The following is a 12,697-nucleotide window of genomic DNA, read 5'->3' as shown; positions in this document are numbered from 1 at the left end:
TGGCATTCCGGTGAGTCACCGTCAATCCAGGGTGACGGTGGGTACGTATGCCGCACTTCGCGGCCCGCGTTCGGGGGCCGCCCCGGGCCGGAGTGGCCGGCCACGGGTGACCGGGACGGGACGGGCGATCGTTGACCGGCGCACCGAGGCAGCAGGTCTTCTGCTCAGGTCCGGACCGACGTGATCGCCGGCGGTCCTCCCGGGGCGACGTCACCGCGACGAAGGAGAACCCATGCGTAGAGCCCGCCCGCGCACCCGCGCCGCGGCCGCGGCGGCCGTCCTGGCCGCCGCCGCGCTGACCGGCGCCGTACCCCCGGGCGCGGCCGCCGTCCCCGCGGCCGCGACGCCGGCCGTCAAGGTGGTCCCGGCGATCGCCGGCCACCACCTGGTGCGGCACGTCGACAGCCCGGTGAGCATCGAGCAGTGCCAGGCGAAGTGGAAGATCAACTGCTACACCCCGTTGCAGTACCGCAAGGCCTACGACCTCGACGCGCTCTACGACTCCGGGGTGACCGGCGAGGGCCGCACCATCGTCATCGTCGACTCCTTCGGCTCACCGACCATCCAGCACGACCTGGACACCTACAGCAAGCAGTTCGGCATGCCCAGCACCCGGGTGCGGGTGGTCAAGTGGGGGCACGTGCCGGCCTTCGACCTGGGCGACGCCGACATGACCGGCTGGGCCGGTGAGACCACCCTCGACGTGGAGATGGCGCACGCCGTCGCCCCCGGCGCCAGCATCGTGCTGGTCGAGACCGGCGTCGCCGAGACCGAGGGCGTCACCGGCCTGCCGGAGATGATGTCGGCGGAGAAGTCCCTGATCGACCGGGGCACCGGCGACGTCATCAGCCAGAGCTTCGGCGCCACCGAGAACACCTTCCCCGGCTTCGCCAAGGGCGACCACACCAGCATCATGCGGCTGCGCTACGCCTTCGAGGACGCCGCCGCGCACGACGTGACCGTCCTGGGCTCCTCCGGGGACGGCGGCGCGACCGACGACACCGACAGCGGCGCCGGCACCTACGCCTACCCGGTCAACTCCTTCCCGTCCGCCGACCCGCTGGTCACCTCGATCGGCGGTACCCAGCTGCACCTGAACGACCAGGGGCGGCGGCTGGCGCCCGACTCGGTCTACAACGACTTCGGGGCCGGCGGCGGCGGCCCGTCCCACGTCTTCACCCGCCCGTCGTACCAGGACGGCGTGCGCGGGATCGTCGGCGCCTGGCGCGGCACCCCGGACGTGTCGATGTCGGCGGCGGTCGACGGCGGCGCGTGGGTCTACGCCAGCTTCGACCCGGCCTCCACCGGCTGGGACGTCTACGGCGGCACCAGTGAGTCGTGTCCGCTCTTCGCCGGCGTCGTCGCACTCGCCGACCAGGCCGCCGGCCACCGCGTCGGCGACATCCACCGGGCGCTGTACGCGCTGCGGGACAAGTCCCCTTACTACAGCGGCGTTGTCGACATCGACGACGGCACCGACAACGGCTACGGCACCGTCCCCGGCTACCGGGCCGTCGCCGGCTACGACCTGGCCAGCGGCGTCGGCACCGTGGACGCCGCGAAGTTCGTGCCGGCGCTGGCGGCGGAGAGCTGGAAGCGGCACTGACCGCGCCGCCCGCCCGGACCCGGCCTGCCGTGCGGCGGCCGGGTCCGGGCCGCGGGCACCCCGGTCACGACCAGCGGTAACGCGCCCGTGCGCCGGGCCGTTTGACCGCCTCGCCCACCAGCACGGTCTCCACCGAGCGGATGCCCAGGCCGGTCAGGTCCCGGGTGACGAACGCGTAGAGCGCGGCCAGGTCCGGCAGCCACACGGCCGCGTGCAGGTTGGCCGCGCCGGTGGTGGCCAGCGCGCCGTGCACCGCCGGATGCGCGGCCAACGCCCGCCCGGCGGCGTCGAGTTGCTCCGGCGGCACCCGCATCCACAGGTTGGCGTCCACCGCGTACCCCAGCCGCCGCGCGTCGATCAGCACGTGGGTCGCCAGCCGGCCGCGGGCGGCCAGCGCGGCCAGCCGGCGCCGCACCGTGGAGTCCGGCAGGCCCGACGCGGCGGCCAGCGCCGCCGCCGGGCTGCGCGCGTCCGGCGCCAGCAGCGACAGCAACCGACGGTCCACGTCGTCGAGTTCACCGGCGGGTACGGCAGGCCGGCCGGGGGTGAGCGCGGCGCGTTCCGGCGCGGTGAGCACGTCGTGCCGCCAGCCGTACGCGTCGCGGAAGACGTGCAGCACGGCGGCCGCCGTCACCGAGGTCACCGCCGAGGAGCGCGGCAACTGCTCCAGCACCAGGCGTTCGCCGGGCGCGTGCCCGGTCACCGCGACCGCGCTGATCTCGTCGCCGGTGGCCGAGACGTCCACCATCGGCACGTCGTCGCGGGCGGCCAGCGCGGCGGCCACCGTCGCCAGCCGGCCGCGCAGCACCCGCACCCGCAGCAGCGTCACCGCCGCCAGGTCCGGCACCGGCGGCGGGACCACCACCGACAGCGTGCCGTCCTCCCGCAACCGCGCCCACCGGCGGCGCACGGTGCGCACCCCGACGTCCAGCACCCGCGCCGCCCGCTCCACGCTCAGCCGTCCGTCGCACTGCAACGCCGCCACCAGCCGCTGATCGAGGCCGTCCAGGACGTCGATCGCCGTATCACGCGTCATGACGGCCATGTTCGCCCATCCCCGGCACCGCACCGCGCACCGGCCGGCCGCCGCGGCGCCCCGCCCGAGGCCGGCCGCGGACGCGGGCACCCGCCGCGACGTCAGCCGCGCGGCGCCGGCCCCCCGGCGGTGCCGCCGGCCGCGTCCGGGGCGGGGAGCGCCGCCGGGGCCGGGGCGTTGGCGCGGACCGCGACCGCGTAGCGCTCCAGCAGCCGGCGCAGCACGCGGACGGTGGCGTCGATGTCGTCGGCGTCCACGTCCCGCAGGGCCTGGCGCAGGTCGTCGAGGTGGATGCGGCGCAGCTGGATCAGCAGGTCGCTGCCTTTTGGCGTGATCGTGAGGTTGCGCGCGCGGCGGTCCCCGGGGTCGGGGGTGCGTTCCACCAGGCCCTGCTCCTGGAGGCCGGCCACCTGGCGGGTGACGTGGGACGGCTCGACCAGCAGCCGGTCCGCCAGGTCGCCGACCCGGCAGCTGCCGCCGTCGCGGGCGAGCGCGTCCAGCAGGTGCACGTCCGAACGCCCGATGCTCACGCCCGCCCGGGAGCTGAGCCACACGTGCGCGGACGGCCGGGTCATCAGGTAGGACATCGACCTCAGCACCTGCTGGAGCGCGTCCGTGGCGGGGTCGTCCGGGGCGGGGTGGTCCGCGGCGTCGGGCATGCCGAGACTGTAGCGTCGCCGACCGCGCCGGCGTGGCGGAAAGCCACCGTCCGAAATCGGCCAACCTGCGGCGAACGACCCCTGACCCCTACCCCACCCCCTGGGACGGCGGATACCTTGGCACCGGGAATTAGTTGAGTTTGTTAGGTAACACGGGCCGTCGCACCGCCGCCGGCCCTGACGCCGCCCGAAGGAGCCCTCCCCGATGACCACCGCGAGCCCAGCGGAACCCCTCGTCTTCCCCGCCGCCCGGGGCGGTTGCCCCTTCTCCCCGCCACCGGCCCACCAGGCGGCGCTGATCGAGGAACCGGTCAGCCAGGTCAGCCTGTGGGACGGCACCAAGTGCTGGATGATCACCAAGCACGCGGACGTGCGGAACGTTTTACGTGACGACCGCTTCAGCGCCGAGGCCCACCGCCCCGGTTTCCCCTTCATCACCCAGGGCCGCCGCGCCGTCCCCAAGGGGCAGATCTCCTTCATCCGGATGGACGACCCGGAACACAGCCGGCTGCGGCGGATGCTCACCGCCGAGTTCATGATCAAGCGCACCGAGGCGCTGCGCCCGCGCATCCAGGAGATCGTCGACGACTTCCTGGACCGCATGCTCGCCAACGGCTCGTCCGCCGACCTGGTCGCCGAATACGCCCTGCCGATCCCGTCGCTGGTGATCTGCCTGCTGCTCGGTGTCGACTACGCCGACCACGAGTTCTTCCAGGAACACAGCCGCGTCGTGCTGCGCAACGCCTCCACCGCCGAGGAGATCGACCACGCCCGCGAGGCGCTCGTCGGCTACCTCACCGACCTGGCACGCCGCAAGCGGACCGAGCCGGACGACGGCATCATCTCCGGGCTGGTCGAGCGCGGTGAGCTGACCGACGAACAGATCGCCGCCATGGGCCTGTTGCTGCTGATCGCCGGTCACGAGACCACCGCCAACATGACCGCGCTGTCCACCCTGGCCCTGCTGCGCGACCCCGAGCAGCTGGCCAAGCTGCGGGCCGAACCCGCCCTGATGAAGGGCGCGGTGGAGGAACTGCTGCGCTTCTTGAGCATCGTGCACACCGGTGTGCCGCGGGTCGCCGCCGAGGACGTCGAGATCGGCGGCCGGCTCATCCGGGCCGGCGACGGCGTGCTGTGCATGATCAACTCCGCCAACCGCGACGCCGACACCTTCCCCGGCCCCGACGAACTCGACATCACCCGTGCCGAGTCCCGCCGCCACCTGGCCTTCGGCTTCGGCGTCCACCAGTGCCTCGGACAGCCGCTGGCCCGGGTGGAGTTGCAGATAGCCCTGGAGACCCTGCTGCGCCGGGTGCCGACCCTGCGGCTGGACTGCGACCCGCAGGACATCCGCTACCGCGAGGACATGGCCGTCTACGGCGTCCACGAACTGCCGGTCGCCTGGTAGTACTTCACCCCTTCGCGGACCGTCCCCGCCCGGGACGGTCCGCGAACACCCGTGTCACCCCAGGGGGTTGGCCCAGGACCAGTCGCGCACCTCGGGCATGTCCTCACCGTGCTCGCGGACGTACGCGCGGTGCTTGTTGCGCTTCTCCTCCATCGCCTGGCGCACCGCGATGGCCCGCGAGGCCAGCGACGGGGTGCGGTCGATGACGTCCATCACCAGCCGGTAGCGGTCCATGTCGTTGAGCACCACCATGTCGAACGGCGTGGTGGTCGTCCCGCGCTCCTTGTAGCCGCGCACGTGCAGGTTGCCGTGGTTGTGGCGCGAGTACGTCAGCCGGTGGATCAGCCACGGGTAGCCGTGGTAGGCGAAGATCACCGGCGCCGACGTGGTGAACAGCGCGTCGAAGGACGCATCGGACAGGCCGCGCGGGTGGCTCTCCCGCGGCATCAGCCGCATCAGGTCGACCACGTTGACCACCCGCACCGCCAGATCCGGCAGGTGGGCGCGCAGCAGGGAGGCCGCCGCCATGATCTCCATGGTGGGCACGTCGCCGGCCGCCGCCAGCACCACCTGCGGTTCCCGGCCGGTGTCGGTGCCGGCCCAGTCCCACACGCTGACGCCGCGCTCGACGTGGTTGACCGCGTCCTCGATGCCCAGCCAGTCGAACGTCGGCTGCTTGCCGGCCGCCACCACGTTGATCAGGTCCCGGGTGTCCAGCGTCTCGGCGGCCACCGCCAGCAGGCAGTTGGTGTCCGGCGGCAGGTAGACCCGGATCGTGGCCGGGTCCTTGTTGACGATGTGGTCGATGAACCCCGGGTCCTGGTGCGAGAAGCCGTTGTGGTCCTGGCGCCATACGTGCGACGTCAAAAGGTAGTTGAGCGAGGAGACCGGCATCCGCCACGGCAACTCCCGTGAGACCTGAAGCCACTTGGCGTGCTGGTTGGCCATCGAGGTGACGATGTGGATGAACGCCTCGTAGGAGGCGAACAGCCCGTGCCGGCCGGTGAGCAGGTAACCCTCCAGCCAGCCTTGGCAGTTGTGCTCGGAGAGCATCTCCACCACCCGGCCGTCCCGGCTCAGGTCCTCATCGGTCGCCAACCGGTGCTCCTGCCAGTTCTTCCCGCTGGCCCGGAACACCGCCGACAGCCGGTTGGAGGCGGTCTCGTCCGGGCCGAACAGCCGGAAGTCGCGGCGGTCCGCGGTGGCGTCCATGACGTCGCGCAGCACCTCGCCGAGGATCTTCGTCGGCTCGTGCAGCGTGCCGCCCGGCTCCGGCACCTCCACCGCGTACCGGCGCACGTCCGGCACCGGCAGCGCCCGCAGCAGCCGGCCGCCGTTGGCGTGCGGGTTGGACCCCAGCCGCCGGTCGCCGTGCGGCACCTGGCCCAGCAGGCCGGCGACCGGCCGGCCCCGCTCGTCGAACAGCTCCTCCGGGCGGTAGGAGCGCAGCCACGCCTCCAGCTGCGCCAGGTGCTCCGGGTTGTCGCGCACCCGTGACAGCGGGACCTGGTGGGCCCGCCAGGTGTTCTCCACCGGCTTGCCGTCCACCTCGGCCGGCCCGGTCCAGCCCTTCGGGGTGCGCAGGACGATCATCGGCCAGCGCGGCCGCCCGGAGCTGTCGCCACCGCGCGCCGCCCGCTGGATCTGCGCGATCCGGTCCAGGCAGTCGTCGAGCGCGGCCGCCAGCGCGTCGTGCACCGCGGCCGGGTCGTCGCCGCCGACGTAGCGCGGTTCGTGCCCGTAGCCGCGCAGCAGATGGTCCAGCTCGCCGTCGTCCAGCCGGGCCAGCACCGCCGGGTTGGCGATCTTGTAGCCGTTCAGGTGCAGCACCGGCAGCACGGCGCCGTCGTGCACCGGGTCGAGGAACTTGTTGCCGTGCCATCCGGTGGCCAGCGGACCGGTCTCGGCCTCGCCGTCCCCGACGATCGCGGCGACCAGCAGCCCCGGATTGTCGAACGCGGCGCCGTAGGCGTGGCTGAGGGAGTAGCCCAGCTCCCCGCCCTCGTGGATCGAGCCGGGCGTCTGCGGTGCCACGTGGCTGGGCACCCCGCCGGGGAAGGAGAACTGCCGGAACAGCCGCCGCATCCCCTCCCCGTCCCGGGGGATGTCGGGGTGGACGTCGCTGTAGCTGCCGTCCAGCCAGCAGCACGCCAGCGTCGCCGGCCCGCCGTGCCCGGGGCCGGTGATGTGGATGGCGTCCAGGTCACGGGCCCGGATCACCCGGTTGAGGTGCGCGTAGACCAGGTTCAGGCCCGGCGAGGTCCCCCAGTGCCCCAGCAGCCGCGGCTTGACGTGCTCGGGCCGCAGCGGCTCGGTCAGCAGCGGGTTGCCGGTCAGGTAGATCTGCCCGACCGCCAGGTAGTTCGCCGCCCGCCAGTACCGGTCGACGGTCGCCAGCTCGTCGTCGGTCAGGTGCCGGGGCGCGGTCCGGGCCATCTTCGTCCTCCCTGCAAACGGATGCGGTACGGGCCGCCCACCGGCGGATATGGCCCCCGGTACCCCGTTTCGCACCGGGCGAGCGGATACCGGCCCGGATTCCCCCCGGGTGCGGGAGCGCGGAGCCGGCCGCCCGGCGCCGCCCCCGGCGCGGTCCGCCAGCCACCCGGCGCCGCCGCGGCCCGCCGTGCCGGGGGCGACGGTGATCGGGGGCGGGCGGCAACTTCGGTGTGCTGTGCAGGGAGTTGACCGGTGTCCAGCACACCGCGTGACAGGGTGGGAGGCTCCATCGTCCAAGGTCGGGGAAGAACGTGGTCACAGCAGATCTGGAGAAGGTGCCGTCCGAGGTCGTCGCGATGTTCGACGAGGTCGCCCACGGCTACGACCGCACGCGGTCGCGGCTGTGGCTCGGACGCATGAACACCTGGGGCGTCCACATGGCCGCCGCGGCCCGGGCCCGCCCCGGCGACCGGATACTCGACGTCGCGGCGGGCACCGGCACCTCCGGCCTGGCGCTCAGTGCCCGCGGTGCCCGGGTGACCGCCTGCGACGTCTCGCCCGGCATGCTGTCGGTCGGCCGGCGGCGCCACCCCGCGATGGACTTCGTGGTGGGCGACGGCCGGCGGCTGCCGTTCGCCGACGGCGCCTTCGACGCCGTGACCATCTCCTTCGGGCTGCGCAACATCGCCGACCCCGGGACGGCGCTCGCCGAGATGCGCCGGGTCACCCGGCCCGGCGGCCGGCTGGTGGTCTGCGAGTTCAGCATGCCGTCCGACCCGGTGTGCCGGGCGCTGTTCGGGCTCTGGCTGCGGCACGCGGTGCCGTGGATCGGCCGCCGGGTCAGCACCAACCCCGCCGCGTACTCCTACCTGGCCGAATCCATCCGCGCCTGGTCCACCCCGGCGGGGCTGGCCCGGCGCATCGGGGCGGCCGGCTGGCAGAAGGTCGCCTACCGGGCGCTGGACGGCGGCGTGGTCCACCTGCACACCGGCGTCGTGCCCGGCGCCGGCTCCGGATCGCGCTCGGAGTCCGCCTGAGCGATGGCAAACGGCACGCCGGTCGGCTCACCCGTCAGGACGTTGGGCCGATCGTGCGACGGGTGTCACCTGTTCGAGGGGTCTACCGCGACGAACGCGCGACTCACGCGTTGAACAGGCTCCCGACCGCTGACCCGGCCGGGACCGATGCCCGTTACACAGACAAGGACTTACGAGTATGTCGCGTATCGCCAAGGCCCTCATGGTGTCCGCCGCCGCCGGTGTCGCCGTTACCGGCACCGCCGGCCTGGCCATGGCCGACGCCGGTGCCACCGGTGCCGCCACCGGCTCCCCCGGTGTCATCTCCGGCAACGTCATCCAGGTGCCGGTCCACATCCCGGTCAACCTCTGCGGCAACACCATCGACGTCATCGGGATCCTGAACCCCGCGTTCGGCAACACCTGCGTCAACAGCTGATCCACCGCGGGGGAGTCCCCGCACCGCGCCGGGCGGGCCGCCCCGGCCCCGGCCCCCGCCGCGCCCTCACCCCGCACCCCGCCCCGCCCCGGCCCAGCCCGCACCCTCACCCGGCCGGGCCCCGGCGCCCCCCGCATCCACCGATCGGTTGATGGCCGTCGTCCACCGGACCGCCGCCCGACGGTGGCCGGACGGGCGACGCGGCGCACCCGGTCCGGGCGGGAGGCTGATCACGTCGCAGGGCGGCGACGCCACGGGGGCACAGCGGAGAGGGAGTTGGGGGCATGACGATCATCTCGGTCGAGGACCTCACGAAACGGTACGGCGACCGGACGGTCCTGGACGGCGTTTCGTTCAGCGTGCGGCAGGGGGAGATCTTCGGTCTGCTCGGGCCGAACGGCGCGGGCAAGACCACCACCGTGGAGTGCCTGGAGGGCATGCGCACCCCCGACGCGGGCACCGTCCGGGTGCTCGGCCTCGACCCGGCCCGGCAGACCCGCCGGCTGCGGCGCTCGGTCGGCATCCAGCTCCAGGAGTCCCAGCTCCAGGACGCCCTGCGGGTCGGCGAGGCGCTGGAGCTGTACGCCTCGTTCCACCCCCGGCCGCGCGACACCGGGGAACTGCTGGAGCAGTGGGGGCTGGCCGGCCAGCGCCGCACCCGCTTCGGCAGGCTGTCCGGCGGCCAGAAGCAGCGGCTGTTCATCGCCCTGGCCCTGGTCGGCGACCCCGAGGTGGTCTTCCTCGACGAGCTGACCACCGGCCTGGACCCGCAGGGCCGGCGCGAGACCTGGGACCTGGTGCGCGACGTCCGGGACAGCGGGGTCACCGTCGTGCTGGTCTCGCACCTCATGGACGAGGTCACCGCGCTGTGCGACCGCGCCGCCGTCCTCGACGGCGGCCGGATCGTCGCCGAGGGCACCCCCGCCGACCTGGTGGCCGCCACCGGCACCCCGGTCACCGTCAGCTTCCGGCCCACCGCGCCGCTCGACCTGGACCTGCTGGCCGCGCTGCCGTCGGTGGAACGGGTGGTGAGCACCGGCGGGACCGTCGAGGTCAGCGGCGCCGGCCCGGTGGTCGACGAGGTCACCGCCACCCTGGCGCGCGGCGGCATCGTCGTCGCCGGCCTGCGCATCCGTGAACGCACCCTCGACGACGCGTACGTCCGCATCACCGGAGGAGACGCATGACCACCGCCGACCGCACCGCAAACCCGGCCACCGGCCGCACCGCCGACCGCACCGCAAACCCGGCCACCGATCGCCCCGCGGCCCGAACCGCCGACCCGGCCGCCGACCGGGCGGCCGTCACCGGCCGGGCCCTGCGCCGGCTCACCCTCACCGAGGGGCGGCTGTTCCTGCGGGACCCGGCGGCCGCGTTCTTCTCGCTGCTCTTCCCGGTCCTGCTGCTGGTGATCCTCGGCTCGGTCCCGGGCTTTCGCAAGCACACCGCCGCCCTGCACGGACTGTCGACCATCGAGGCCTACGCGCCCATCCTGGTGGTGTTCAGCCTCGCCATCCTGGGGATGAACGGCCTGGTGCCCACCCTGACCGCCTACCGCGAACGCGGCGTGCTGCGCCGGCTGTCGGCCTCACCGGTGCCGGCGGCCTCGATGCTCACCGCGCTGGTCACCGTCTACCTGGCGGTCGCGGTGGTCTCGCTGGGGCTGGTCGTGGCGGTCGGCCGGCTCGCGTTCGGCATCCCGCTGCCGCGCGAACCGCTGGGGCTGCTGGTCTCCTTCGTCCTGGCCGCCTCGTCGCTGTTCGGCGTCGGGCTGCTGGTGGCGGCCGTGGTGCCGTCGGCGAAGGCGGGCAACGCCGTGGGGATGGCGTTGTTCTTCCCGCTGATGTTCTTCTCCGGACTGTGGGTCCCGCGGGCCCTGATGCCGTCGGTCCTGCGGCACATCGGCGACTTCATCCCCAGCGGCGCCGCCACCCAGGCGGTGGCCGACAGCTGGACCGGCCATTGGCCAGGCGGAGGGGATCTGGCCACAATGGCGGTGTTCACCCTGGTCGCGGGCTTCCTCGCGGCCAAGCTGTTCCGCTGGCGGTGAGACGTGGGGCGGGCGGCGGGCGGGTGACGCCGCCCGCCGGCCGGCGCACGTGGCGGCACCGGGGTGGTCCGATCGGCTGGAAGAGGGGTGCGGGGGATGGCCTCCGTGAGCGGTGAACGGCAACTGGACCGGTCCGAGCGGCGGTTGGAGACGCTGCTGGGGTACCTGCCGTACTTCGCGCTGGGGGTCTCGGCCGTCCTCGCCTGCACCGTGCCGATCGCCACCGCCCGTTCGCTGCGCTCCACGCTGCTGCTGTCGGCCGGCGCGCTGGGGTGGCTGGTGCTGCGGTCGGTGATGGACCACCGCGCGCTGGACCGGGGACGCCCGTGGGCGGCCGGCGCGCACTTCGCGGTCCAGATCGCGCTGATCTGCCAACTGGTGCTGTCGACACCGGTGTTCGGGTTCTTCGCGTTCAGCGGCTACGTGCACGCCATCCGGTACCTCAAGGGCCGGCGCCGGATGGCGGGCATCGCGGTGACCACGCTGCCGACCGCGCTGTCCCAGATCGGTGGCACGCTGCCGGTCACGCCGGGGCTGCTGGGGGTCTACGGCGTCGCGCTCTGCTTCAACCTGGTGGTGGTCGGCGTGGTCATCACGCTGGGGGAGGTCACCGAACGGCTCAGCGCCCAGCGCAAGCAGGCCAACGCCGCGCTGTCGCAGGCCAACGAGCGGCTGGCGGCCATGCTGGCGGAGAACGCCGGCCTGCACGCCCAGCTCATCGGCCAGGCCCGGGAGGCCGGGGTGACCGACGAACGCCAGCGGATGGCAAGGGAGATCCACGACACCGTCGCGCAGGGGCTGGCGGGCATCGTCACCCAGCTCCAGGCGGCGGACCAGGTCCGTGAGCACGGGGGTACGGACCTGGCCCACCGCCGCCATCTCGACAACGCCGCCCGGCTGGCCCGCGAGTCGCTCACCGACGCCCGCCGCGCGGTGCGGGCCCTGCGTCCGGAGCCGCTGGAGCACGCCGAACTGCCGGCCGCCATCGGTGAGGTCGTCGACTCCTGGCGCGAACTGCACAACCTTCCGGCGCAGTTGACGGTCACCGGTACCGCCGTGCCGTTGCACCCCGAAGTCGAGGTCACCCTGCTGCGCGCGGCCCAGGAGGCGTTGAACAACGCCGCCAAGCACGCCGCGGCCACCCGGGTCGGGCTGACCCTGTCGTACATGGAGGACGTGGTGACACTGGACGTACGCGACGACGGCGCCGGATTCGATCCGTCGGCGCTGCCGGACGCCGCTGGCCGGCCGGCCGGGGAGAACGGCGGGTTCGGGCTGACCGCGATGCGCCAGCGGGTGCGGCGGCTGGCGGGCACGCTGGAGATCGAGTCCGAGCCGGGCGGCGGCACCGCGCTGTCGGCCACCGTGCCGGCCGTCGCGCGGGAGGCGGCGCGTGGCTGACGGCCCGGTGATCCGGCTCATCGTGGTCGACGACCACCCGGTGGTGCGCGACGGGCTGCGCGGGATGTTCGCCGGCGCCGCGGACTTCGAGGTGGTCGGTGAGGCCGGCGACGGCGCCGAGGCCGTCGAGCTCGCCGCCCGGCTGCTGCCCGACGTGGTGCTGACCGACCTGCGGATGCCGCGGATGGACGGCGTCGCGGCGATCCGGGCGATGGCGGAACGCGGCCTGCCGTGCCGGGTGCTGGTGCTGACCACCTACGACACCGACAGCGACGTGCTGCCGGCGGTGAAGGCGGGGGCCATCGGCTACCTGCTGAAGGACACCGCCCGCGACGAGTTGTTCCGCGCGGTACGGTCGGCGGCGCGCGGCGAGTCGGTGCTGTCCCCGGCGGTGGCCACCCGGCTGCTGGGCCAGGTGCGCACCCCGGAGCGCGAACCGCTCAGCCCCCGCGAGGTCGAGGTGCTCTCGCTGGTCGCGGCGGGCAGCACCAACAAGGAGGCGGCCCGTCGGCTGTTCATCAGCGAGGCGACCGTGAAGACCCATCTGCTGCACATCTACGCCAAGTTGGGGGTCAACGACCGGGCCGCCGCGGTGGCCGCCGGGTACGAGCGCGGCCTGCTCAGCCGCCGCGACCGCGGCTGAGCG

Annotated in this window: 11 protein-coding genes; 8 read left to right on the top strand and 3 right to left on the bottom strand. The window is 73.7% G+C overall.

Features of this window, described 5'->3' with window-relative positions:
- Positions 1–232: 232 nt before the first annotated feature.
- Entirely contained in the window at positions 233–1,606 is a 1,374-nt protein-coding gene (locus POF43_RS03630; RefSeq protein WP_271324697.1) for a S53 family peptidase, read from the top strand.
- 64 nt (positions 1,607–1,670) lie between these two features.
- Here POF43_RS03630 and POF43_RS03625 read toward each other — a convergent pair whose 3' ends face one another.
- Complete coding sequence (locus tag POF43_RS03625; protein ID WP_271316753.1) at positions 1,671–2,642, bottom strand: AsnC family transcriptional regulator; 972 nt, start codon at positions 2,640–2,642, stop codon at positions 1,671–1,673.
- Positions 2,643–2,743: 101 nt separating this feature from the next.
- Positions 2,744–3,301 (bottom strand): MarR family winged helix-turn-helix transcriptional regulator, encoded by a 558-nt coding sequence (locus tag POF43_RS03620; protein WP_271316754.1) that lies wholly within the window; start codon positions 3,299–3,301, stop codon positions 2,744–2,746.
- A 205-nt stretch (positions 3,302–3,506) separates the two neighbouring features.
- On the opposite strand from POF43_RS03620, the gene POF43_RS03615 reads away from it, so the two are divergent.
- Complete coding sequence (locus POF43_RS03615) at positions 3,507–4,709, top strand: cytochrome P450 (RefSeq protein WP_271317239.1); 1,203 nt, start codon at positions 3,507–3,509, stop codon at positions 4,707–4,709.
- Positions 4,710–4,763: 54 nt separating this feature from the next.
- On the opposite strand, the gene POF43_RS03610 is transcribed toward POF43_RS03615, so the two are convergent.
- Complete coding sequence (locus POF43_RS03610; RefSeq protein ID WP_271325012.1) at positions 4,764–7,145, bottom strand: phosphoketolase family protein; 2,382 nt, start codon at positions 7,143–7,145, stop codon at positions 4,764–4,766.
- A gap of 311 nt (positions 7,146–7,456) precedes the next feature.
- On the opposite strand from POF43_RS03610, the gene POF43_RS03605 reads away from it, so the two are divergent.
- The 6 genes from POF43_RS03605 to POF43_RS03580 all read left to right on the top strand — a co-directional run bounded on the left by POF43_RS03605 (position 7,457) and on the right by POF43_RS03580 (position 12,694).
- Positions 7,457–8,182, top strand: coding sequence for a ubiquinone/menaquinone biosynthesis methyltransferase (locus POF43_RS03605; RefSeq protein ID WP_271317237.1), 726 nt, complete (start codon positions 7,457–7,459; stop codon positions 8,180–8,182).
- A 178-nt stretch (positions 8,183–8,360) separates the two neighbouring features.
- Positions 8,361–8,600, top strand: coding sequence for a chaplin (locus POF43_RS03600; protein ID WP_271317236.1), 240 nt, complete (start codon positions 8,361–8,363; stop codon positions 8,598–8,600).
- 284 nt (positions 8,601–8,884) lie between these two features.
- Positions 8,885–9,787 carry an ABC transporter ATP-binding protein gene (locus POF43_RS03595; protein WP_271316958.1) on the top strand — a complete coding sequence of 301 codons (903 nt, stop codon included), beginning with the start codon at positions 8,885–8,887 and terminating at the stop codon, positions 9,785–9,787.
- Positions 9,784–10,650, top strand: coding sequence for an ABC transporter permease (locus POF43_RS03590; RefSeq protein ID WP_271324878.1), 867 nt, complete (start codon positions 9,784–9,786; stop codon positions 10,648–10,650). Before POF43_RS03595 ends, POF43_RS03590 begins: the two co-directional genes overlap by 4 nt.
- A 105-nt stretch (positions 10,651–10,755) precedes the next feature.
- Positions 10,756–12,051 (top strand): sensor histidine kinase, encoded by a 1,296-nt coding sequence (locus tag POF43_RS03585; protein ID WP_282704395.1) that lies wholly within the window; start codon positions 10,756–10,758, stop codon positions 12,049–12,051.
- Positions 12,044–12,694 carry a response regulator gene (locus tag POF43_RS03580; RefSeq protein ID WP_271316955.1) on the top strand — a complete coding sequence of 217 codons (651 nt, stop codon included), beginning with the start codon at positions 12,044–12,046 and terminating at the stop codon, positions 12,692–12,694. The genes POF43_RS03585 and POF43_RS03580 overlap by 8 nt, the downstream gene beginning before the upstream one ends.
- The last annotated feature ends 3 nt before the right edge of the window (positions 12,695–12,697 follow it).

The sequence above is a fragment of the Streptantibioticus silvisoli genome (genome assembly GCF_027947535.2).
GTDB lineage: Bacteria > Actinomycetota > Actinomycetes > Streptomycetales > Streptomycetaceae > Streptantibioticus_C > Streptantibioticus_C silvisoli.
The sequence above is the reverse complement of the archived record's forward strand: the minus strand, read 5'-3'. Positions and strand labels throughout refer to the sequence as shown.